The sequence below is a fragment of the Klebsiella sp. genome (assembly GCF_027492335.1).
In the GTDB taxonomy this organism is placed as follows: domain Bacteria; phylum Pseudomonadota; class Gammaproteobacteria; order Enterobacterales; family Enterobacteriaceae; genus Klebsiella; species Klebsiella huaxiensis.
Map to the genome: position 1 here is coordinate 62,460 of NZ_JAPUEW010000079.1, position 24,555 is coordinate 87,014.

General features: G+C 53.7%; 16 protein-coding genes. 6 read left to right on the forward strand and 10 right to left on the reverse strand.

The annotated features are described in order from the left end of the window. Window positions 1–2 precede the first annotated feature (2 nt). Entirely contained in the window at window positions 3–2,393 is a 2,391-nt protein-coding gene (malP, locus tag QVF11_RS23585) for a maltodextrin phosphorylase (RefSeq protein WP_142513328.1), read from the reverse strand. 622 nt (window positions 2,394–3,015) lie between these two features. Between malP and malT the strand changes: the two genes are divergently transcribed. After that, the gene (gene malT / locus QVF11_RS23590) at window positions 3,016–5,721 is read left to right on the forward strand and encodes an HTH-type transcriptional regulator MalT (protein WP_287859663.1); all 2,706 of its coding nucleotides are present in this window, start codon (window positions 3,016–3,018) and stop codon (window positions 5,719–5,721) included. On the opposite strand, the gene rtcA is transcribed toward malT, so the two are convergent. The 3 genes from rtcA to QVF11_RS23605 all read right to left on the reverse strand — a co-directional run bounded on the left by rtcA (window position 5,718) and on the right by QVF11_RS23605 (window position 10,122). Beyond that, the gene (gene rtcA, locus QVF11_RS23595) at window positions 5,718–6,737 is read right to left on the reverse strand and encodes an RNA 3'-terminal phosphate cyclase (protein ID WP_287859665.1); all 1,020 of its coding nucleotides are present in this window, start codon (window positions 6,735–6,737) and stop codon (window positions 5,718–5,720) included. The two genes, malT and rtcA, sit on opposite strands and share 4 nt — an antisense overlap. A 4-nt stretch (window positions 6,738–6,741) precedes the next feature. Then, window positions 6,742–7,953 (reverse strand): RNA-splicing ligase RtcB, encoded by a 1,212-nt coding sequence (gene rtcB, locus QVF11_RS23600; protein WP_287859668.1) that lies wholly within the window; start codon window positions 7,951–7,953, stop codon window positions 6,742–6,744. 612 nt (window positions 7,954–8,565) lie between these two features. Beyond that, window positions 8,566–10,122 carry a vWA domain-containing protein gene (locus QVF11_RS23605; RefSeq protein ID WP_287859670.1) on the reverse strand — a complete coding sequence of 519 codons (1,557 nt, stop codon included), beginning with the start codon at window positions 10,120–10,122 and terminating at the stop codon, window positions 8,566–8,568. A gap of 188 nt (window positions 10,123–10,310) precedes the next feature. On the opposite strand from QVF11_RS23605, the gene rtcR reads away from it, so the two are divergent. Next, entirely contained in the window at window positions 10,311–11,909 is a 1,599-nt protein-coding gene (gene rtcR, locus QVF11_RS23610) for an RNA repair transcriptional activator RtcR (RefSeq protein WP_287859673.1), read from the forward strand. Here the strand turns inward: rtcR and QVF11_RS23615 are convergent. Genes QVF11_RS23615 through glpE form a run of 3 tightly spaced genes read right to left on the reverse strand, consistent with a single transcriptional unit; the run spans window position 11,891 to window position 13,887 of the window. Continuing rightward, window positions 11,891–12,649, reverse strand: coding sequence for a DeoR/GlpR family transcriptional regulator (locus tag QVF11_RS23615; protein WP_112214789.1), 759 nt, complete (start codon window positions 12,647–12,649; stop codon window positions 11,891–11,893). The two genes, rtcR and QVF11_RS23615, sit on opposite strands and share 19 nt — an antisense overlap. Before the next feature lie 19 nt (window positions 12,650–12,668). Continuing rightward, on the reverse strand, window positions 12,669–13,499 hold the full coding sequence (gene glpG, locus QVF11_RS23620) for a rhomboid family intramembrane serine protease GlpG (protein WP_112214790.1): 831 nt from the start codon (window positions 13,497–13,499) through the stop codon (window positions 12,669–12,671). A 58-nt stretch (window positions 13,500–13,557) separates the two neighbouring features. Beyond that, a complete protein-coding gene (glpE, locus tag QVF11_RS23625; RefSeq protein WP_112214791.1) occupies window positions 13,558–13,887 on the reverse strand; it encodes a thiosulfate sulfurtransferase GlpE in 330 nt (109 codons plus the stop codon). A gap of 205 nt (window positions 13,888–14,092) precedes the next feature. Here glpE and glpD point away from each other — a divergent pair, with 205 nt between their 5' ends. Beyond that, on the forward strand, window positions 14,093–15,601 hold the full coding sequence (gene glpD / locus QVF11_RS23630; RefSeq protein WP_287859678.1) for a glycerol-3-phosphate dehydrogenase: 1,509 nt from the start codon (window positions 14,093–14,095) through the stop codon (window positions 15,599–15,601). Window positions 15,602–15,669: 68 nt separating this feature from the next. On the opposite strand, the gene QVF11_RS23635 is transcribed toward glpD, so the two are convergent. Further along, complete coding sequence (locus tag QVF11_RS23635; RefSeq protein WP_287859681.1) at window positions 15,670–16,794, reverse strand: glycerol dehydrogenase; 1,125 nt, start codon at window positions 16,792–16,794, stop codon at window positions 15,670–15,672. A 338-nt stretch (window positions 16,795–17,132) separates the two neighbouring features. Between QVF11_RS23635 and QVF11_RS23640 the strand changes: the two genes are divergently transcribed. The 3 genes from QVF11_RS23640 to QVF11_RS23650 are packed head-to-tail and all read left to right on the forward strand — an operon-like array spanning window position 17,133 to window position 21,128. Beyond that, entirely contained in the window at window positions 17,133–18,467 is a 1,335-nt protein-coding gene (locus tag QVF11_RS23640) for an MFS transporter (protein WP_058653091.1), read from the forward strand. Next, the gene (gene ilvD, locus QVF11_RS23645; RefSeq protein WP_287859686.1) at window positions 18,464–20,179 is read left to right on the forward strand and encodes a dihydroxy-acid dehydratase; all 1,716 of its coding nucleotides are present in this window, start codon (window positions 18,464–18,466) and stop codon (window positions 20,177–20,179) included. The genes QVF11_RS23640 and ilvD overlap by 4 nt, the downstream gene beginning before the upstream one ends. 43 nt (window positions 20,180–20,222) lie before the next feature. Beyond that, entirely contained in the window at window positions 20,223–21,128 is a 906-nt protein-coding gene (locus tag QVF11_RS23650; RefSeq protein WP_142513337.1) for a dihydrodipicolinate synthase family protein, read from the forward strand. A 43-nt stretch (window positions 21,129–21,171) separates the two neighbouring features. On the opposite strand, the gene QVF11_RS23655 is transcribed toward QVF11_RS23650, so the two are convergent. Beyond that, a complete protein-coding gene (locus QVF11_RS23655; protein ID WP_110274930.1) occupies window positions 21,172–21,927 on the reverse strand; it encodes an IclR family transcriptional regulator in 756 nt (251 codons plus the stop codon). Window positions 21,928–22,103: 176 nt separating this feature from the next. Then, window positions 22,104–24,551: a glycogen phosphorylase gene (gene glgP / locus QVF11_RS23660; protein ID WP_287859690.1), complete on the reverse strand. Its 2,448-nt coding sequence runs from the start codon at window positions 24,549–24,551 to the stop codon at window positions 22,104–22,106. Window positions 24,552–24,555 lie beyond the last annotated feature (4 nt).

A 24,555-nucleotide genomic window follows, 5' to 3' on the forward strand; every position in this document is an offset into this window, starting at 1 on the left:
CCTTAGCGTTTTGCCTGCCAGATACGTTGCTGATAATCGCGAATGGAGCGGTCAGAGCTGAACATGCCGCAGCGCGCAGTATTCAGAATCGTCGCGCGAGTCCAGGCCTCCTGGTCACGATACAGCTCATCAACCTGCTTCTGCGCCGCCACGTAGGCTTCGAAATCTGCCAGCACCAGGTACGGGTCACCCCCTTTCAGCAGGCTATGCAGCATCTGGTCGAAAGCATGCTTATCGCCATCGCTATATTTACCGCTTTCCAGCTCCTTGAGCACCGCATCCAGCAGTTTGTCTTTCTTACGCCATTTCAGCGGATCGTAACCTTTGGCCTTCAGGGCTTTCACTTCTTCCACGGTATGGCCGAAGATAAAGATGTTTTCTTCCCCTACCTGCTCAGCGATTTCAACGTTCGCGCCGTCCAGGGTTCCGACAGTCAGCGCGCCGTTCAGCGCCAGCTTCATGTTGCCGGTACCGGAGGCCTCTTTGCCCGCAGTAGAAATCTGCTCAGAGACATCCGCCGCCGGGATCAGCATTTCTGCCGCCGACACGCAATAGTCCGGCAGGAACACGACCTTCAGCTTATCGCCAACCAGCGGATCGTTATTGATCGCTTCAGCAACTTTATTGATCGCCCAGATAATATTCTTCGCCAGGTAGTAGCCCGGAGCCGCCTTCGCGCCGAACAGGAACACACGTGGTACGCGGTCTGCCTGCGGATTTTCACGAATATCTTTGTACTGCGCGAGGATATTCAGCAGGTTGAGGTGCTGACGTTTGTACTCGTGCAGACGCTTAATCTGGATATCGAAAATCGCCTGCGGGTTAATCTCGATACCGGTACGCCGCTTCACAAACTCCGCCAGGCGAACCTTGTTGGCCAGCTTAATGTCGCGGTACGTCTGACGGAAATTCGCATCGTCAGCGTATTTTTCGAGGTTAATCAGCTGGTCGAGGTCGTTGGCCCACTCTTTCTTCAGCGTCTTATCCAGCAGCGCGGCCAGAGCCGGGTTGCACTGTTTGATCCAGCGGCGCGGAGTAATACCGTTGGTGACGTTATGGAATTTATTCGGCCACAGCTGGTGATATTCCGGGAACAGATCTTTCACCACCAGGTCGGAGTGCAGCGCAGCAACGCCGTTGACTGCAAAGCCGCTCACCACGCACATGTTCGCCATACGAACCTGTTTGTCATGCACTACCGCCAGCTTCGCCCAAACCTGCTTGTCGCCCGGCCAGGTTTTATCCACCAGCTTTTTAAAGCGGTCGTTAATCTCTTTGATAATCTGCATGTGACGCGGCAGCAGCGCTTTCACCAGCTTCTCATCCCAGCACTCCAGCGCTTCCGGCATCAGGGTGTGGTTGGTATAGGCGAAAGTTTTGCTGGTGATCGCCCACGCGTCGTCCCAGCTCAGCTGATGCTCGTCGATCAGCACGCGCAGCAGTTCCGGGATCGCAATTGTCGGGTGAGTATCGTTAAGTTGAATAACTTCATAATCCGCCAGTTGCGCCAGCTTGCGACCCGCCAGATGATGGCGACGCAGGATATCGGCAACCGAACAGGCGCACTGGAAGTACTGCTGCATCAGACGCAGTTTTTTGCCCGCCTGATGGTTATCGTTCGGATAGAGGACTTTCGTCAGTTTTTCCGCGTCGATACCCTGCTGTTCAGCACGCAGGAAATCGCCGTCATTGAATTTGGTCAGGTTAAACGGATGCGCGTGTTTGGCTTGCCACAGACGCAGCGGTTGCGCGACGTTGTTGCGATAGCCCAGCACCGGCAGATCCCAGGCTTCGCCAGTAATCACGAATGCCGGTACCCATTCGCCGCCTTTGGTGACTTTACCGCCGAGTCCAACCTGCACATCCAGCGCTTCATTGTGGCGGAACCACGGATAGCTGCTACGCCCCCAATCGTCCGGCGCTTCCATCTGCTGACCATCAGCAAAAGATTGACGGAACAGGCCGTATTGATAGTTCAGGCCGTAACCGGTCGCCGACTGGCCGACGGTCGCCATAGAATCGAGGAAACATGCCGCCAGACGGCCCAGGCCGCCGTTGCCCAGACCCGGGTCGATCTCCTCTTCCAGCAGGTCAGTCAGGTTGACGTCATGCGTCTGAAGCTCATCACTCACCCCTTGATACCAGCCAAGGTTGAGCAAATTGTTGCCGGTCAGACGACCAATCAGAAACTCCATGGAGATGTAGTTTACATGGCGCTGCCCTTCGGCCGGTTTCACGACCGGTTGAGCCGACAACAGCTCGGCCAGCGCGCCGCTCACGGCACGCCACCATTGGCGCTGGGTCATCTCACAAGCGGACTGTAATCCAAAATGCTGCCACTGACGCGTCAGTGCAGCCTGAAACTGAGCTTTGTTAAAAGTAGTCTGTGACATAAGAAATCCGGGTCCTTTACTAAAACAGTTAGCGCTAGTGTGCCGACCTCCCGGAGTCACGTCCTCATCCCGCCAGGGATTAGCCGGGGAGGAGTAGCAGGGATGAGCGAAAAGTGTGATCTTAGGCACTATTACGTTAGCTTACTGGCGAAATTATGCTGGAAAATTCGCCACATCGGAACAACAATTCTCCCGCTACCTGCGGCATGAAAATGTGTTACAAGCCAAGATGAGAAAAGTAAGCAAAAATGCCGCCTTGTAAATATTGAGAAATAAAAGTAAATATCGAGGGAATAAGCTGACTTTAATACAGAAATAACTCAAAAGAGTGACATACAAGAATTAACTGAGAATAATTTAATAAAAACAAACAACTACTAGTATTGTAAAAAAAGATTAGCTTATTGTGCCTAAAAATCCCGCAAACCCAGTAACCGCGCACGCTATCACCCTTTTATATGAATTTCACTCTATGTCAAAATTTGTGACATAGAGCAAATTCAAGAGCATAAAACTCGGACATAACTTGCAATAAAATTCATTATGGCCGACCTTATTAGATATTAATTACGAAGCGCAAAAAAATTCGCAATTCCTCCCTTGCACAGCGAAATGTAGAACTATGTTGATTCCGTCTAAATTAAGTCGTCCGGTCCGCCTTGAACACACCGTGGTTCGTGAGCGATTACTGGCGAAACTTTCCGGCGCGAACAATTATCGTCTCGCGTTGGTAACCAGCCCGGCTGGATACGGTAAGACCACGCTCGTTTCTCAATGGGCGGCGGGGAAAAATGACCTTGGCTGGTTTTCGCTGGATGAAGGCGATAACCAACAGGAGCGTTTTGCCAGCTATCTGCTCGCCGCCATTCAGCAGGCCACTGGCGGCCACTGTGCGGCCAGTGAAACCATGGTGCAAAAACGCCAGTACGCCAGCCTGCCCTCACTCTTCGCGCAGCTATTTATCGAGCTTGCCGACTGGCAGCGCCCGTTATTCCTGGTGATTGATGATTACCATCTGATCAGCAATCCGGTTATTCATGATGCGATGCGCTTCTTCCTTCGTCATCAACCGGAAAATATGACCCTGGTGGTGCTGTCGCGGAACCTACCGCAGCTCGGTATTGCCAACCTGCGCGTACGCGATCAGTTGCTTGAGATTGGTAGCCAGCAATTGGCCTTCACTCATCAGGAAGCCAAACAATTTTTCGACTGTCGTCTCAGCTCGCCAATCGAGGCCGACGATAGTAAAAGGCTGTGCGACGATGTCGCCGGTTGGGCCACCGCGCTCCAGCTCATCGCCCTCTCCGCCCGTCAGAATAATACCTCCGCTCATCATTCCGCTCGCCGTCTTGCCGGTATCAACGCCAGCCATCTTTCCGACTATCTGGTCGATGAAGTTCTGGATAATGTCGATCCGCGAACGCGTAACTTCCTGCTGAAAAGCTCGCTGCTGCGTTCAATGAACGATGCGCTGATCGTCCGCGTGACCGGCGAAGAGAATGGTCAGATGCAACTGGAAGAGATTGAGCGTCAGGGGCTATTTCTGCAACGGATGGACGATTCCGGCGAGTGGTTCCGCTACCACCCTCTGTTCGGCAACTTCCTGCGTCAGCGCTGCCAGTGGGAACTGGCGGTTGAACTGCCGGAAATTCATCGTGCTGCCGCTGAAAGCTGGATGGCGCAAGGCTTCCCGAGCGAAGCCATTCACCATGCCCTGGCGGCGGGTGATGCAAAAATGCTGCGCGATATTCTGCTTAATCACGCATGGGGCATGTTTAACCACAGCGAGCTGGGTTTGCTGGAGCAGTCTCTGGCGGCGCTGCCGTGGTCAAATCTGCTGGAAAACCCGCGTTTGATTCTCTTACAGGCCTGGCTGATGCAGAGCCAGCACCGCTATAGCGAAGTGAATACCCTGCTGGCCCGCGCCGAGCAGGAGATGGATGCGGAAATGGATACCGCCATGCACGGTGACTTCAACGCCCTGCGCGCCCAGGTGGCGATTAACGCTGGTGACCAGGAAGAAGCCGAGCGCCTGGCGATGGTGGCCCTCGACGAACTGCCGCTAGCCAGCTACTACAGCCGCATCGTTGCCACCTCGGTACATGGTGAAGTGCTGCACTGCAAAGGCCATTTGAGTAAATCGCTGGCGGTGATGCAGCAAACCGAACAGATGGCCCGCCGCCATGACGTCTGGCATTACGCGTTATGGAGCATGATCCAACAAAGCGAAATTCTCTTTGCTCAGGGGTTCCTTCAGGCCGCCTGGGAAATTCAGGAAAAAGCCTTCCAGCTCATCCGCGAACAGCACCTCGAACAGTTGCCGATGCATGAATTCCTGCTGCGTATTCGTTCCCAGTTACTGTGGGCGTGGGCACGGCTGGATGAAGCGGAAACCTCCGCGCGTAACGGCATGGCGGTGCTTTCAACTTATCAACCGCAGCAGCAGCTACAGTGTCTGACGCTGATGGTGCAGTGCTCGCTGGCGCGCGGTGACCTGGATAACGCGCGTAGTCATTTGAATCGTTTGGAAAACCTGCTTGGCAACGGTCATTACCACAGTGACTGGGTATCCAATGCCGACAAAGTCCGGGTGATTTACTGGCAGATGATTGGCGACAAAGCCGCTGCGGCAAACTGGCTACGCCAGACGCCAAAACCGGAGTTCGCCAATAACCACTTCCTGCAGAGCCAGTGGCGGAACATCGCCCGCGCGCAGATCCTGCTCGGTGATTTCGATTCCGCCGAAATGGTGCTTGAAGAGTTAAATGAGAATGCCCGTTCGCTGCGTTTGATGAGCGATTTGAACCGCAACCTGCTGCTGCTCAACCAGCTCTACTGGCAAGCAGGGCATAAAAGCGAAGCGCAGAAAGCCCTACTGGAAGCGCTCACCCTCGCCAACCGCACCGGGTTCATCAACCACTTTGTGATTGAAGGCGAAGCGATGGCACAGCAGCTACGCCAGCTGATTCAGCTCAACACGCTGCCGGAGCTGGAGCAGCATCGCGCTCAGCGCATATTACGTGATATTAACCAGCATCATCGCCACAAATTCGCCCACTTTGACGAAGGTTTCGTTGAGCGCCTGCTAAATCATCCGGAAGTCCCGGAACTGATCCGTACCAGCCCGCTGACCCAGCGTGAATGGCAGGTACTGGGGCTTATCTACTCCGGCTACAGCAACGAGCAGATAGCCGGTGAGCTGGACGTCGCGGCGACCACCATCAAAACCCACATTCGCAATTTGTATCAGAAGCTTGGCGTGGCGCACCGCCAGGATGCCGTACAGCATGCCCAGCGATTGCTCAAAATGATGGGGTATGGGGTTTAACCCCGAACCTGAATAAGATAGCCGCCGTCGAGCGGCTCGCAGCTAAACCTCACCGGTAAAAACCGCTCGACCACCGCGATATTCGTCAGCAGATGCGCTGACGTTTTCGCCACGGTAAATGCGCCTTCTCCCGCCAGCGCCAGCGGTAAAATCAGCTGGTCAGCCAGATATTCCCCCACTGCAGCCGTGCTTGCGAGGTAGCGTTTCGCCTCTGTCGCCAGCTGGTACGCGACCTTTTCCGCGCTCACGCCTTTGGTGCCAAAGGCGAGAAACAGCTCCGTCAGATGCGCGCTCTCAACGGTCAGTGACAGCGTATTCCCCGGTCCGGCACCACCTTCCAGTACCCGAACCGACCTATCAGTCAGCGGCAGATAAGCCTCCAGCGCCATCACTTCGCGCTCGCCAACGTGGTAAGGAACTGCCGCCAGCAGGGCTTCAGCGTCAATGCTCACCGTTTCACCCCGCGAGATTAGCTGCAATCCGCTCAACGCCTTAACTGGCTCGACTTCAGTCGTCACTGCGCCGCCGCCTGCCGGATAAAAGCCATGTTTTATCAGGGCGGTGCGCTGGTTTATCCCCATCTTCACCAGCAGTGGTTCCCAGACCCGGCAAAAAAAATCCGCGCTGGGAGCGGCCTGATTGTGGGTTCCGCCATGCACCTCAATACGTGCGCCAGCGTCGGCAAACCACAGCGCTGGAAGCACGGTTTGCAGCACCAGCATGCAGCTACCTGCGCTGCCGATAGCAAATTTATACTCCCCGCCGCGAACCCGCCCCGGAGCAAAGCGTAACCGCTGCGAGCCCAGTTCATCGCCGCTGACCTCGGCCCCGCAGATTTCCTTCGCCGCCAACACCGCCGTTAAATGCTGGCGCAGAAGACCCGGCTTAGCCCGCCCGGCGCGAATGCCGGTAATCTCAAACGGCTGGCCAGTTATCATCGACAGACTCAGCGCCGAGCGCAAAATCTGCCCGCCGCCTTCTCCCTGCGCGCCGTCCAGCACGATAGTCCTTTCCATTTTGTTATCCCTTAACGCACACCACCTGACGCAATGTATGCACAATTTCCACCAGATCGGATTGCGCGGTCATCACCGCATCAATATCTTTATAGGCCATCGGAATCTCGTCGATAACGTCCGCATCCTTACGACATTCTACATGCGCGGTGGCGCGAATCTGATCGTCGACGCTAAACAGTTTTTTCGCTTTGGTTCGGCTCATCACCCGTCCGGCACCGTGACTGCACGAGCAGAACGACTCTTCGTTACCCAGGCCACGCACAATAAAGCTTTTCGCCCCCATGGAACCTGGAATGATCCCGAACTGCCCCTTCTGCGCGGATACCGCACCTTTACGGGTCACGAAGACCTCTTCACCAAAGTGCTGCTCTTTTTGCACATAGTTATGGTGGCAGTTAATCGCCTCCATTCTGAGCGTAATGGGTTTATTCACGCATTTCTGTAGCGCCGCCAGCGTATTTTCCATCATCGCATCACGGTTCAGGCTGGCAAACATCTGCGCCCAGCTCACCGTTCGCAGATAATCATCAAAGTATTCAGTTCCTTCATCAAAATACGCCAGATCGCGGGACGGCAGCGTTTCCAGTTGATCCTGCATCTCTTGCTGCGCCAGGCCAATAAAATACGTACCGATGGCATTACCTATTCCACGTGAACCGGAGTGCAGCATAATCCACACCTGATCTGTCTCATCCAGGCAAATTTCAATAAAGTGGTTACCGGTTCCCAACGTTCCCAGATGCTTATGGTTATTGGTGTTCAAAAAACGCGGATATTTTTGCGTTAACCACTGATATCCCGCCTCCAGTTGCGCCCATTTCTCATTCACGTTGACCGGAGGGTTTTCCCATGCGCCAACGTCACGACGGCTACGCGTATTGGAACGACCGTGCGGCACGGCGGTTTCAATCGCCTGACGCAGCGCCGGAAGATCGGGCAGATCCGCCGCCGTTAAGTTGGTACGCAGCGCATTCATTCCACAGCCGATATCCACGCCCACCGCGGCCGGGATAATCGCCCCTTTAGTCGGGATCACGCTACCGATGGTCGATCCTTTACCCAAGTGCACATCCGGCATCACGGCAATATGTTTGAAAATAAACGGCATTTTCGCCGTATTGATCAGTTGCTGACGAGCATCGTCTTCTACCGGCACGCCTTTAGTCCACATTTTTACCGGTGCATTCTGGGTAGTCATTAATTCGTAATTCATTGTCTTTTCTCATTTTATTAATAGGGTGGCGACAAGTTTCATGGCGGATCGTTATCAGTATGCTCTATCTGATTGAGCTACAGAGGCTTGCTCCGGCAGGATTTGCACCTGCAACCTTACCGTCCCATGTAGATTCGCCGGCATTCGCCGAAATTCATTAAAAATGGCGACAAGTTAATGTGAATACACCGCTCTACCTTTGAGCTACAGATCCAGGCTCTGACGGGACTCGAACCCGCAACAAATGTAGATCCACAGGCATTCGCCAAAACAGGGTGGCACGACAAGTTAAGGTGGATCGGCCTGCTCTACCCCTGAGCTACGGAGTCAGACTCCGGCAGGACTCGAACCTGCGACCTGGATCTTCATAGGATGTAGATCCACCAGCATTCGTGCCTTCAGCGCCGCGCGACAAATTCGCTCGTCGTCTTTCAAGCCGCAGATGCGTTGACTTCATCCATTCACTCCGGTCACTTACTTTAGTAAGCTCCCGGAGATTCACGGTTTCGTCGCCTTTCTGCAACTCGAAATCCATAGAGCGCTAATAGCCGGGATGATACGCATCGGGAAAGATGTAATCCCGGCCAGCATTCGCGCCGCGCTGAATACTCTTTACAGCGCCACAGACTCGATCTCTTCCAGCCAGCGCTCACTGCCGTAGCGACCGTTCACAAAGTTATCAATCACCGTAAACACCTCGTCGCTAAAACCGCCGACGTTTAAAATATCGCCCCGCTCCATCGCCTGGGTGGTGCCGTAAGGCTGCAGATCGATGCACACCAAACGCGCCAGCGGATTACCTTTTTTCAGCGCGGTCCAGCACTCCATGGTGGCCGTCGAACCGTGGCGCGACTTATCAATCCAGGATTCGTTATCCGACACCATAATCACCAGATCCACCCGCGCCCGCTCGGCCAACAGCCTGCGCAGCGGTGCGGAGCAGTTGGTGCCGCCACCACCGACCGCCGCCAGCTTCTGCGCGTTGTGCATCACCGACTGCTTAGCATCAAGCGCGACGTTCACCACATCGCATTCAAACGGCAGCACGCGGGCCTGCGGGTGGTTACGCAACACGGCGGCGGCAATCAGCCCGGCGACGTCCACACAGCGAATTTTGCTGGTCGCCCCCTGGCGGTGGCCAGTTACCGGTGAACGCATCGACCCCGATACGTCCGGGCAAACCACCACGTTGCCGCGAAACTGTGGCACGTTTTCCAGCGCATATTCCATTGCCCGCTCTAAGGCCTCGCCGATAACCTGCGGCACGCTGCTTTGCAAATTGCTCCACGCCGACAGCAGCTGATAAGGATAAACCCTGGCCTGCCGTACCTGCGCCCTGTCCGCCAGCCGTTTCGCTACGCTGGCGGTAAGTTCTGCATTCTCAAAAACGCCGTGACGCGCCAGGGTATTCAAATTCATCCGCAGCGTTTGCCAGCTCATCCGTTGGGCCAGCAACGCCCACTGTTCGGTACTTAGCGGCGAGTGGGTCAGTAGTAAAAATGGCACATCGGGCAGCACCACGCTGCCATTCACACCTTCACGAAACGCTAGCAGCGCCTGCGTTTTCTCCGGCAACTGCGCTTTGTCGCACGGCTTACCAATTAGCCAGGCAAAGAAAGCATCGTGCCACGGGGCCTGTGGACGCGGGTGCACCATCTTCACGATATCCGCCAGCGATGGCGCATTGCCTACCGAAGCCTGCAATAAGCGATCTTCGCTGGCCTCCTGTAACCAACGCTGAACCAGCTTCTTCGGCCGCGTGCCCAGCGAGCGCCGACCGGTGACGCCGCTACGCAATATCTGTACGAAGTTACGCAGCATGCGACCGTTGTTAATTACCCGCGCAAACACCACCGGCAGCAGCGCCGAACCTCGCGCCGCCAGAAGCGCGGTCAGCAACGCGGGCATATCTTTCATCGTTCCCCGCTCGCGGCCATAAATCGCCAGCTTCGCGAGAAACAGATCGTCCAGGTCTTTCGCTATCTCCAGAACATCACTGAGCTGTGCCTGAGCGCTGGCATAAAAGGTCTCGTTCATGCAGCCGGTCATCACCATCTGCGCCAGCTTATGGCGCGGGGTGAAGGCAAAAGCCGCTGCACGTTCGTGGTTTTGCGCGTTTGCCAGCGGCGCGTCCCGTAACAGTGAACGGAACAAAAGTGGATTAGCCATGTGTTTTCCCATTTCCGTTATTCTCCATACCATGACTATTGCAACCACCGTGCCAGATTTTAAATTTAATTATATTTCATTGATTTTTATGGATTAATTATTTTCACCTACGTTTTAACGAAAAAACCACTGCACGGCAGAAGCCAAAAGACGATAATTAAATATCGTCTTTTATAAGGAAATCTAAGATGCGTAAAACGGTAGCCTTTGGTTTTGTCGGTACGGTATTGGATTATGTTGGCCGCGGCAGCCAACGCTGGGAAAAATGGCGACCAACCTTAAGCCTGTGCCAACAGGAAACGTTAGTCGTCCATCGCCTTGAGCTGTTGTACGACGCGCGTTCACGGGGACTGTTTGAAACCTTAAAACAGGATATCGCCAGCGTATCGCCGGAAACGGAAGTCATCGGCGTCGAGATAGCCATCCGCAATCCATGGGACTTCGAAGAGGTTTACGCCTGCCTGCATGATTTCGCCCGCAGCCACAGGTTCCATCCTGAAGATGAAGACTATCTGATTCACATCACTACCGGCACCCACGTCGCCCAGATCTGCTGGTTTTTACTGGCCGAAGCACGCTATCTCCCGGCGCGGTTAGCCCAAACCTCACCACCGCGTAAGAAAGATAAGCCGCATAGCACGGGCGAAGTGACGATCATCGACCTCGATCTAAGCCGTTACAACGATATCGCCAGCCGCTTTGCCCAGGAGCGCGAAGAGACGCTTAACTTCCTGAAATCCGGTATCGAGACCCGTAACCCGCATTTCAACCGCATGATCGAGCATATTGAGCACGTTGCCATCCGCTCCCGTTCCCCCATGTTGCTTAACGGCCCGACCGGCGCGGGCAAATCATTTCTGGCCCGCCGGATCTACGAATTAAAGCTGGCTCGCCATCAATTCAACGGCCCATTTGTCGAGGTCAACTGCGCAACTCTGCGCGGCGATACCGCCATGTCGACCTTATTTGGCCATGCTAAAGGCGCGTTTACCGGCGCGCGGGAAGAGCGGGCCGGTCTGCTACGCAGCGCGAACAGTGGGATGCTTTTTCTGGATGAAATTGGTGAGCTGGGCGCCGATGAACAGGCGATGCTGCTTAAGGCAATAGAAGAAAAACGCTTTTATCCCTTCGGCAGCGACCAGCAGGTGAGCAGTGATTTCCAGCTTATCGCCGGGACCGTGCGTGATTTACGCCAGCTGGTTGCCCAGGGTAAATTCCGCGAGGATCTGTATGCGCGTATCAATCTGTGGACGTTTGAACTGCCGGGTCTGCGCCAGCGCCGTGAAGATATCGAACCCAACCTCGACTATGAAATTGAGCGTCACGCGGCGCTAACCGGCGACAGCGTGCGTTTCAATACCGAAGCGCGTCGTGCCTGGCTGGCCTTCGCCACCTCACCGCAGGCGGCGTGGAGCGGCAACTTCCGCGAGCTTTCCGCCAGCGTCACCCGCATGGCAACCCTGGCGGAGAACGGTCGCATCACTGTGAACACGGTAGAGGATGAGATTGAGCGCCTGCGCTACAGCTGGAATGATAACCGCCCCTCAGTGCTCGATGTGCTATTAGGGGCAGAGGCGGAAAATCTGGACCTGTTCGACCGCCTGCATCTGCAAAACGTGATTGCCATATGTCAGCAGGCAACAACCATCTCCGATGCCGGACGCCAGCTATTTAACGTTTCACGCCTTGGCAAAACCACGGTCAATGACGCTGACCGGCTGCGAAAATATCTGGCGCGCTTTGGCCTGACCTGGGAAATACTGAAGAATCAGCACAGCTCCAGTTGAAGGTTGTTGTCGGTAATCACCTTCAGCACGCCAGCGGGAGGCATCACGTCGGTGTAGACCGCATCAACCATGCTGATGCTACCCATATTAACCATTGCGTTGCGGCCAAATTTTGAGTGGTCAACGACCAGCATGACGTGACGAGAGTTTTCGATAATCGCCCGCTTGGTGCGCACTTCGTGGTAGTCGAACTCCAGCAGGGAACCGTCGCTGTCGATTCCGCTGATGCCGAGAATGCCGAAATCCAGGCGGAACTGGGAGATAAAGTCCAGGGTAGCTTCGCCGATAATACCGCCATCCCGGCTGCGCAGTTCACCGCCAGCCAGAATAATGCGGAAATCCTCTTTCGCCATGAGCGTATTGGCAACGTTCAGGTTATTAGTCACGACGCGCAGATCGTTATGGTTGAGCAGCGCGTGCGCCACGGCTTCCGGCGTGGTTCCGATATCAATAAACAGCGTCGCGCCATCGGGGATTTCGCTCGCTACCTTGCGGGCGATGCGCTCTTTCTCCTGAGTCTGGGTCGACTTTCTGTCATGCCAGGAGGTGTTCACCGAGCTGGAAGGCAGCGCTGCGCCGCCATGGTGGCGCAGAATCATTTTTTGGTCAGCTAAGTCATTCAGATCGCGACGAATAGTCTGCGGGCTGACGGCAAACTGCTCGACCAGCTCTTCAGTGCTGACGTATCCCTGTTTTTTTACCAGCTCGATAATCGCGTCATGACGTTGTGTTTGTTTCATGAAATATCCCTGGGAGTCTCTACGTTCGTTTTCGCACATTCTGCGTATCAACAAACGCCATCGCCAGCCCGGTCACCAGACCCGCCACATGAGCGCCGTTCGCGATCGACATGCCGAAAACGTCAAACCAGCCAGCAATTAACCATACTAAAGAGAAGAGTATCAAGCCGCGCTGCAAAAAAATGCCGCTTTGCGGATCGCGCTCGCCTCGCAGCCAGACGTAGCCCATCAGCGCATAAACCACACCGGACAAACCGCCAAACCACGGGCCGCTAAACTGATGCTGGACAAAGCCGCTCAGCAAGGCGCTGATTACCGTAATCACCACCAGCTTGCCGCTGCCAATGCGTTTTTCCACCGCCCCGCCGAGGTACCACCACCATAGCAGGTTGAACAGAATATGCATCAGTGAGAAGTGCATGAGCGCATGGCTAAAGTAGCGCCATACCTCAAATTTCAGCGAAGGATCATAGGGCCAGGCCAGAAGTAGCATAACCGGCTGATCGCCAATAACCGTTTGCAACAAAAACACTGCAATACAGGCGAATAAAATCCCCCATGTAAACGGCCCGGCGTTATGGCGAAGCGTCGCTAAAAAGGGGAAACGCTGATAGTGCAGCCCGCTGTTGGTGTGTCCCGACTGCCAGCTGGCAGCCAGATAGCGCGGATCGGCAGGATTTTCCAGAAAGCGGGCCAGCTCGGCATGAACTCGCCCGGCCTGGCTCTCATCAGCAAGCCAGACATCGCTCTGCGTATGTTGTTGAATAGTCAGAATTATCCCCTGCGTCGCCATATAGTCGACAAACGCCTGGGCCACGCGGGGGTTGGCAAAAGAGGTAATCATTAACATGCAGCGGATCGCTTATTCCACACAAAGGGAGACATTATAGCTCATGGCGCGCTAACGCCTACATCACACCATGCGCGACTTCCGCCGGAAAATGCCGATGCCAGGCGTCAAACCCGCCATCTACGCTGTAAACCTTGTCATAACCCTGCTGCAGCAGATACTGCGCAGCGCCTTTGCTGCTATTGCCGTGATAGCACATCACCATAACGGCCGTATCAAAGTCGTTATCGCGCATAAACGCACCCAGCGTATCGTTGGTCAGATGAAAAGAGCCCGGCGTGTGCCCCATCGCGTAGCTCTGCGGGTCGCGAATATCCACCAGCACCGCCGTCTGCTGGTGCATTTTCTGGTGGGCTTCTTCTACGTTAATACATTCAAAGTGATCCATATGCTCTCTTCTCTATATAGGCAGGCGGCTGATAAGCGCTCGCAATTTTAACGCCTAGTGTACAGCCAGGCGGTAAATAAACGCCAATATGTTACACACATCACTCTGAAATGTTTTTTTGATGTTACCAATGGCGCGGTTATTTGCTATATTGAGCGATATCGAACATTTATGAGCTTAAACGAAAGTGTAAGAGGTGGCGAGCATGGAAACCAAAGATCTGATTGTGATAGGGGGAGGCATCAACGGTGCCGGTATCGCGGCAGACGCCGCAGGGCGTGGTTTATCCGTGCTGATGCTGGAGGCAAACGACCTGGCCTGCGCCACGTCCAGCGCCAGCTCAAAGCTGATTCACGGCGGGCTGCGCTACCTTGAACATTACGAATTCCGCCTGGTAAGTGAAGCGCTGGCCGAGCGAGAAGTGTTGTTAAAAATGGCTCCGCACATCGCCTTCCCGATGCGCTTTCGTTTACCGCATCGCCCGCATCTGCGCCCGGCATGGATGATCCGTATTGGCTTGTTTATGTACGATCATCTGGGCAAACGTACCAGTTTACCCAGCTCAACTGGGTTGCGTTTTGGCACAGAATCGGTACTAAAACCTGAAATCGTGCGCGGTTTCGAATATTCCGACTGCTGGGTCGACGACGCACGTTTGGTGCTGGCTAATGCCCAGATGGTTGTACGTAAAGGTGGAGAAGTTCGCACGCGTACCCGCGCCACCTCAGCGAAACGTGAAAATGGGTTGTGGGTCGTCGAAGCAGAAGATATCGATACCGGAGAGAAGTTTACCTGGCAGGCGCGCGGTCTGGTGAACGCCACTGGCCCGTGGGTCAAACAATTCTTCGATGACGGTATGCATCTGCCATCGCCATACGGCATCCGTCTGATTAAAGGCAGCCATATTGTCGTTCCGCGTGTACATACGCAGAAGCAGGCCTACATCCTGCAAAACGAAGATAAACGCATTGTTTTCGTGATCCCGTGGATGGATGAATTCTCTATCATCGGCACCACCGACGTGGAATATAAAGGCGACCCGAAAGCCGTGGCGATCGATGACAAAGAGGTTAACTACCTGCTGAACGTCTATAACGCGCACTTTAAAAAGACGCTGACTCGGGACGATATTGTCTGGACCTACTCTGGCGTGCGTCCACTATGCGATGACGAATCCGACTCACCGCAGGCGATCACCCGCGATTACACTCTTGATATTCATGATGAAAATGGGCAGGCTCCGCTGCTGTCGGTGTTTGGCGGCAAGCTCACCACCTATCGTAAGCTGGCCGAGCACGCGCTGGAGAAACTGGCGCCTTACTACAAAGGCATCGGCCCGGCATGGACCAAAACCGCAATCCTGCCCGGCGGCGATATCGGTAGCGACCGTGATGATTATGCGGCAAAGCTGCGCCGTCGCTTCTCATTTATCAGCGAGTCAATGGCGCGCCACTACACCCGAACCTACGGCAGCAATAGCGAGTGGATCCTCGGTGAAGCCACGTCACTGGCCGATCTCGGCGAAGATTTCGGTCACGAGTTTTACGAAGCCGAACTTAAATACCTGGTCGAGCATGAATGGGTGAGAACCCTGGACGATGCGATATGGCGGCGAACTAAGCAAGGAATGTGGCTAACGACCGAACAGCAGGCCCGCATCAGCGAATGGCTGGCGCAGCACGCGGGAAAGTCTGAGCTGTCGCTGGCGTCGTAAATTTACATCAAACACGATAAAAGGGGGAACCTATCCCCCTTATGCTAATTAACGGACACTTTCCTGAATCACTTTCCGCCAGAGACCGAAGCGATGGCGGCTTTTTTCCGCGCCTGACCAACGGCATCGGCGGCCCGCAATGCCGCCTGCACGACCTCCGGCGTAATGGTAAACGGCTCGTTGTGCATCGTTTCCCCAGTTTGACAAGACGCCCTGGCAACGGCCAGCAGTTCATCATCGCTAACGCCAGCCAGACCAATATCCGTCAGCGTGGTGGGCAAGCCAATATCTTCGCAAAACTGATAAACCTCCTCTATGAGCTCAGGCGCTCTATCGGTGAGCATAAGCATTGCCAGCGTGCCAAACGCAACTTTTTCCCCATGCCAGTATTCGTGCGTGGCGGGCAGTACCGTCAGACCGTTATGAATAGCGTGCGCCGCCGCCAGCCCACCGCTTTCAAAACCGAGCCCGGATAATAGCGTATTCGCTTCGATAACATGTTCGAGCGCCGGAGTAACCTGATGTTGTTCACAGGCAAGCTTCGCCAGGCGCCCATAGCGCATCAAGGTGGTGTAGCAAAAGCGCGCCAGCTCAAATGCGGTCATCGGTCCTGGCCTGGTGGTCATATTACCGGCCCCTTTGATGCGGCAATCTTCCGCTTCAAACCAGGTTGCCAACGCATCACCTATCCCGGAAACCAAAAAGCGTACCGGCGCGGCAGCAATAATACTACTGTCCACCAGCACAAGCGTCGGGTTACGTGGAATCATCAGGTAGCGTTTGAATTCCCCTTCTGGCGTATAGATAACAACCAGTGAACTGCAGGGCGCATCCGTTGAGGCCAGTGTAGGAACCACGGCAATAGGCAGTCGCAGGCTGGCGCCGGTTGCTTTTGCCGTATCCAGGGTTTTCCCGCCCCCCATACCAACAATCACATCGGCGCCAATTTCATGCGCACGTGCGGAGATGCGCGCAATTTCCTCATCACTGCATTCGCTACTGAACACTTCGATATCAAAATCAATCACCCCGTGCAGCGCTGTTGCAACCGCATCCCGGTAGGTGCTGTAAACAACAGGATCCTGCAAAATCAGTGCCTTATGACCGAGTGCGGCCAATTCCTGCGGGAGATGCGTTGTCAACGCTCCTTTACCCTGAACATATCGTGACGGAAAGATCGCGGTAGTAACCATTGTTTCTCCTTAAAAAACATTAAAGTTCAATATACAGAACACAAATTCCACATAAAGAATTTAATGCTGTTTGCTCTGAACGCACAATGACCAGGTGAGAGCATAATTTTATCCTGTGAGGCAGCGCACAATTTTGGCTATGTATTAGACCAATGAGTAGTTTCCATTGGGTTATCCGCTCTTTCTCACCTTATCTCCGTTCATTTTTGAAGCAAATCACAAAATATAACCTTCCTTAGAGTATGGAATTGACGCTGTATGAATACGTCGGCATAGTATCAATATACAGAACATCAGTTCCATATACAGAACATAATTTATGATACTAAAGGGATGCAATGATGAGCATTGAAATAGAGAAACCGACCACACGAGGGCGCTGGCTGCATATTATTCCAGCCACGATCCTCGTTTATATCGTGGCCTATATGGACAGGACCAATATCGCCATTGGGATCGCAGGTGGCATGGATGAAGATTTAGGCATGACGGCTTCTTTTGCCGGTCTGGTCGCCGGGATCTTCTTTATTGGTTATATCTTCCTGCAAATTCCCGGCGGTCAGATAGCCGAGCGCCTAAGCGCCAAAAAGTTAATTGCCTGGACAATCGTCGCCTGGGGTGGCTTTGCCCTGCTGACCGGTTTTGTTCAGACACCGACGCAGTTGTTGATTATTCGCTTTGTGCTCGGCGTGGCGGAAGGTGCTGTGTATCCCGCCATTCTGGCGCTAATTGGCCACTGGTTCCCAAATGAGGAGCGCGCCAGGGCTATCGCCTATTTCCAGATGAACCTGGCCGTCGCCTCTATTATTACCGGGCCGCTTTCCGGCTGGCTTATTGAAACCTACGGCTGGCGGGAGATGTTTATCATCGAAGGGTTGCTCTCTCTGGGACTGCTCTTTGTCTGGCTACCTTTGGTTTCCGATCACCCGCATCAGGCAAAGTGGCTGGATCCGAAAGAGCGCGCCTGGATCGAACAAAAATTGCTGGCCGATCGCGCGTTGAGTATTGGCGGAGAGCAAAGTAGCATTCGAAGCGTATTAAAAAGCATCAACCTGTGGAAGCTTGTTGGTATCTATTTCTTCGTACAGGTCGGATTCTATGGCTTCGCGCTGTGGATGCCAAATCTGATTAAACACCTGACCGGTAGCGGCATGACCATCGTTGGGGTACTCACCGCGGCGCCTTACGTTCTGTGCATTATCGGTCAGTATTACATCGCCAAATGGTGTGATAAAACGATGAATCGCCGCCTTTACACGGCTATTCCTCTGCTGGGTTTCGCGGTCTGCCTCGCCCTCTCCTTATTACTGAAAGATAACGTCTGGCTCGCCTACGGCATGATGGTTATTTGCGGGTTCTTCCTGCAAGCCTATGCCGGTCCATTCTGGACGCTGCCACCATTACTCTTCGCCCCCAACGTTCTGGGCGGCGTGCGCGGCACGATCAACGCCCTGGGCAACATCGGCGGCTTTATTGGGCCGTACCTCGTAGGGCTGTTAACGGTGACGTTCTCGCAAACAGCAGGCATGACCGTACTGGTTGCTGCCCTGCTTATCGCCGTTGGACTGCTTTTCAGCTTGCCTTCTGTTACCGCTCGTCCTGCCGGTAGCAGCAACACGCCTAACACCTCGACGCCGGGTGCGTCACTTAAACAGGAAGGAATCGCCAAATGAGCCAGAAATGTCAGCATGCTCGCGATCTGTGGTCACAGCTCGACGCCCTGCGTCTTGGAATGAATTACAGCAAAGAAGATGTCAATAAACTGCAGGTCCTGGTGGATGATTGCTATGGCGAAAGCCATCCGGGCAGCTTTCATCTTAACCAACTGGGCGATGAAGCCGTACTGGGTGTTCATGAAAGCGGCGGTCGTGCGGTCCGTCACCATGTGACGGATATCTGTGACGGCTGGGGTCAAGGCCACGATGGAATGAACTACATCCTGGCATCTCGCGAAGCCATTGCCAACATGGTCGAAATTCATGCCTCAGTAGTGCCTTATGATGCCGGTATTCTGATCTCAAGCTGCGATAAATCTATCCCGGCGCATCTGATTGCCGCAGCACGTTTGAATCTGCCGCTACTGCATATCCCCGGCGGTTCTATGCGTCCGGCACCGAATATGAGTACTTCAGACCTGGGCGGGATCACTGCTAAGTTGAAGAAAGGCGAAATAGGCATTCAGCAAGTGGAAGCCATGCAGCAATGCGGTTGTCCCACCGCAGGAGCCTGCCAGTTTATGGGAACTGCCAGTACCATGCAGTGCATGTCGGAGGCATTGGGGCTAGCCCTGCCTGGTAGCGCTCTGCTGCCATCGACCCTGGCGGAAATTCGCCGCGTTGCCAGAACTGCAGGCCACCAGGCGCTGTATCTGGCGGAGAAAAATATCACCACCCATAAGATCCTGACTCCTGCGGCGTTTGAAAATGCTATCAAAGTCCATGCAGCTATTGGTGGCAGCACCAATGCGATGATCCACCTTCCGGCCATCGCTCATGAACTCGGATGGGAGCTGAAGCCCGAATTGTTTGATCGGATCAATAATGAAATCCCTTATCTGACCAACATTCAGCCCAGCGGTGAATACGTTACCGAAATGATGTGGTTCGCGGGCGGCGTGCCAATGGTGCAATGGTATCTGCGCGATTATCTGGATCTTGATGTTCTTACCGTGACTGGCCGTACGCTCGGCGACAACCTGGAAATGTTCCATCAATCCGGCTTCTTTACCCGCAACCACGGTTACCTCAACAATTACAAAGTCAGCCCGGAGGAGGTGATCCGTAAACCGGAAAATGCCACCAAAAAAGGGTCGATTGCGGTACTGAAAGGCAACATCGCGCCTGAAGGGGCGGTCATTAAATACGCGGCCTGTGCGCCGGATATGCACCACCATACCGGTCCGGCTCGGGTCTTTAACTCCGAAGAAGACGCTCAGCAGGCCATCATCCATAACCATATCGAACCCGGCGACGTCATTTTTATTCGCTACGAAGGCGCAAAAGGCTCTGGCGCACCGGAAATGCTGATGACCACTGATGCCATAGTGTATGACAAACGCCTCGACGGAAAAGTCGCATTGATTACCGACGGTCGTTTCTCTGGAGCGACCAGCGGGCCGTGTGTCGGACACGTCTCGCCAGAAGCCGCTGATGGGGGGCCGATTGCCCTGGTGGAAGATGGTGATTTAATCGAAATGGATGTGAAAGGTCGTAAGCTCAATATCGTAGGGATCGACGGAGTGTTTAAAACAGAAGAGGAAATACGCCGCTGCCTTGAAGACCGTCGGGCAAGCTGGAAGAAACCAGATTATTCAAACCGTCGCGGCGTCTTTAAACAGTTCACCGCTAATGCAACATCATTAATGGCCGGAGCCTGGCTTAAATAATATCCCTGGCGGGCTACGGCTCGCCTGTTTTAAGGATCAATACATGACTCAGATTACGAAATTTCACGGCGTATTTCCGCCAGTCCCGACCATTGTTAATGCGCAGGGAGAGTTAGATAAAGTCGGCATGGCGACCTTGCTGGATCATCTTATTGCAAGCAAGGTCAATGGCGTATTACTGCTAGGTAGCGGGGGGGAATTTTGCCATATGACCAACGCGCTGCGTCTGGAAACCGCAGAGTTTTGCGTTCGTCATATTAACCGCCGCATTCCAGTACTATTAGGTATTAGCAGCACCAGCACGCAGGAAGTGATTGAGTATGGTCAGCATGCCGACCGACTCGAAGTCGATGCCGTTTTGGTACTCAATCCCTACTATGCCAGATTGACCGATGAGTATATTTATCAGCATTTCAAAACCGTGGCTAATAACATAAAAAGCCCGGTCATTCTCTACAACTTCCCAGCGCTGACGGGACAGGACCTTAGCGTTGATTTAATTACCCGGCTGGCGCAAGATCACTCCAACATTATCGGCATTAAGGATACCGTTGATAATATCAGCCATATTCGTGAAATCATCAATAATGTCAGGCCTGCGCGTCCGGACTTCGTTATTTTCTCCGGCTATGATGAATATATGATGGATACGCTTATCTTAGGCGGCAACGGCGGGATCCCAGCGACAGCGAACTTTGCGCCGCAGCTAACCTGCGGGATCTACCGCGCGTGGTGTGAAAAAGAGTATGAGACAATGTTCGGATTACAGCGCAGGCTGTCCGCGCTTTCCACTATTTACAGCCTGGATTCGCCTTTCTTCGGGATAATCAAAAAGGCAATTCAGCTTAGCGGAGTCGATATTTCAACCCACGTGATGCCCCCCGTTTTGCCGGCAAATGAAGAACATATTTCGAATCTGAAGCAGGTATTACAGCGTGCGGGACTTTAAGCGATGACGAAAGCGGGCTTCTTGCCCGCTATGTTTTTTTATTTCAGCACATCAGGCGCGTCAGGCTACGGCTGGCATCCATCATCAGCGTAGCAAGCGACTCGCGTTTATCATCGGGGATCTGGAACGCAACGCCGGATACGCTCAAGGCGGCAATCACTTTCCCCTGCGCATTGAATACCGGCACCGCAATGCAGCGCACGCCAAGGGAGTCTTCTTCGTTATCATAACCCCAGCCGCGACGGCGAATTCCTGCTAACTCCTGCTTAAGGATATTCACATCCGTGATCGTCGTATCCGTAAAACGCGTTAAGATCTGATCTGGAGGCAGCAATTCCTCCAGCTCTTCCCCGCTAAGCCATGCAATCAGCACCTTCCCCAGCCCTGAGCTATGTAATGAGAGGCGTTTGCCCTCCCAGCTTCGAATCACAATAGCCTGTGGGCTTTCGACTTTCAGAAGATAAATGGGGGCATCGCCTTCCAGAACGCCAAGATGGCAGGTCAGACCGGTGTTATCGCGAATCTCTTCAAGGATCGGTAACGCGATTTTTTTAATATCGTACTGTTCCGCCGCTTTATTACCTAATTCATACAGGCGTAACCCCAGATAATACTTGTCTTTTTCCTGGCGTAATAACCCATGCTCCACCATGCCGTTGAGCAAAGATGAGGTACTGCTTTTCGCAATCCCTGAATTTTGATGGATCTGGGTAAACGTTGCGCCATCGCACTCCAGAAGATAAGCAAATACGCGCATGATTTTATCGAGGGCCGGAATAGATGTCGTAATCTTTTTCATATTATTATCAATTAATTATGAATTTTTCTGCTAATACTATACACCAGTACTCAACCCTTTTTCCATAACAGAGACCAAATGCCGCTAATAGATTCAGCAGACGAATATCGGCATACCCACGAATATACCACGATAAAAAACGGGGCCGTTTGGCCCCGTTCTCAAGCGTTAAACCGCTACAACCTGACCGGATCGATATGCCAGATATGGTCGGCGTACTCTTTAATCGTACGGTCGGAGGAGAAATAGCCCATATTGGCAATATTCAGCATCGCTTTATTGGCCCATTCTTCCGGATGACGATACAGCTCATCCACCTTGTCCTGACAATCCACGTAGCTACGGTAATCCGCCAGAACCTGATAGTGGTCGCCGAAGTTAATCAGCGAATCCAGCAGGTCCCGGTAGCGTCCCGGCTCCGACGGGCTGAACAGGCCGGTACCAATTTGCGTCAGCGCCTGGTGCAGCTCTTCATCCTTCTCATAGTAATCACGCGGTTTGTAGCCGCTGGCCCGTAGGGCTTCAACCTCTTCTGCGGTATTACCGAAGATAAAGATATTGTCTTCGCCGACGTGCTCCTGCATCTCAACGTTAGCGCCATCCAGCGTACCGATGGTTAACGCACCATTGAGCGCGAACTTCATGTTGCTGGTCCCGGACGCTTCTGTTCCCGCCAGCGAGATCTGCTCAGAGAGATCTGCCGCCGGGATGATCAGCTGCGCCAGACTCACGCTGTAGTTTGGAATAAACACCACTTTCAGCTTATCGCCGATCTGCGGATCGTTATTCACCACCGCCGCCACGTCGTTGATCAAATGAATAATATGCTTGGCCATGTAGTAAGCTGAAGCGGCTTTCCCGGCGAAGATATTCACTCGCGGCACCCACTCGGCATCAGGATCGGCCTTAATGCGATTGTAGCGAGCAATCACATGCAGCACGTTCATCAGCTGGCGTTTGTACTCGTGAATACGCTTGATCTGCACGTCAAACAGCGCTTTCGGGTTCACCACCACATTAAGCTGCTGGCCGATGTAGTTCGCCAGCCGCTGCTTGTTCTCCAGCTTGGCCTGCCGTACCGCTTTATTCACCGTCGGATAGTCAATGTGCTGCTCCAGCTCCTTAAGCTGGCTCAGGTCGGTACGCCAGGTACGACCGATATTCTCATCAAGCACTTTCGACAACGGCGGGTTGGCCACCGCCAGCCAGCGGCGAGGCGTCACGCCGTTAGTGACGTTGGTAAAGCGCATCGGGAAAATTTTCGCAAATTCAGCGAACAGCGACTCCACCATCAACCGGGAGTGCAACTCAGACACGCCGTTAACCTTATGGCTAACAACCACCGCCAGCCATGCCATGCGCACGCGACGACCATTAGACTCATCGATAATCGATGTGCGGCCCAACAGCGCGGTATCGCTGGGATACTGTTCCTGCAAGGTCTTCAGGAAGTAGTCATTAATCTCGAAAATAATCTGCAAATGACGCGGCAGGATTTTACCCAGCATCTCAACAGGCCAGGTCTCCAGCGCTTCGCTCATCAGGGTATGGTTGGTGTAAGAGAAGACCTGGCAGGTCACCTCAAACGCCTCATCCCAGCTGAACTTATGCTCGTCAATCAGCAGTCGCATCAGCTCCGGAATCGACAGCACCGGGTGGGTGTCATTGAGGTGAATGGCGATTTTATCCGCCAGATTGGCGTAGGTTTTATGCAGCTGATAGTGACGGCTGAGGATATCCTGCACCGTCGCCGAAACGAGGAAATACTCTTGACGTAAGCGCAGCTCGCGCCCGGAATAGGTGGAATCATCCGGATAGAGCACGCGGGAGACGTTTTCAGAGTGGTTTTTATCCTCTACCGCCGCGAAGTAGTCGCCCTGGTTAAATTTCCCAAGGTTGATTTCACTACTGGCCTGGGCGCTCCACAAACGCAGCGTGTTAGTCGCGTCGGTATCAAAGCCAGGGATAATCTGGTCATAGGCTTCAGCGAGGATCTCTTCGGTTTCCACCCAGCGCGAGTTTTTACCTTCCTGCTGAATACGCCCGCCAAAACGGACTTTATAGCGAGTATTATGGCGCTCAAACTCCCACGGGTTACCGTATTCCAGCCAGTAATCCGGGGACTCTTTCTGCCGCCCATCGACGATATTCTGCTTAAACATACCGTAGTCGTAGCGAATACCGTAGCCACGGCCCGGCAAGCCCAGCGCCGCAAGCGAATCGAGGAAACAGGCCGCCAGACGGCCAAGACCGCCGTTACCTAAACCGGGGTCGTTCTCTTCATCGATCAGCTCTTCGAGATTCAGCCCCATCTCTTCCAGCGCGCTGTTCACATCGTCATAGATACCGAGCGATAACAGCGCATTGGATAAGGTACGACCAATCAGAAACTCCATCGACAGGTAGTAAACCTGGCGGACTTCCTGTGAAAGCTGCGCGCGGTTTGAGCGTAGCCAGCGCTCCACCATGCGATCGCGAACGGCGAATAGCGTGGCGTTGAGCCATTCATGCTTGTTAGCGATAGCCGGGTCTTTGCCGATGATAAACATCAGCTTATAAGCAATAGAGTGCTTTAACGCCTCAACGCTCAGCGTGGGTGATGAGTAGCTAAAAGGTACATTCATAGCT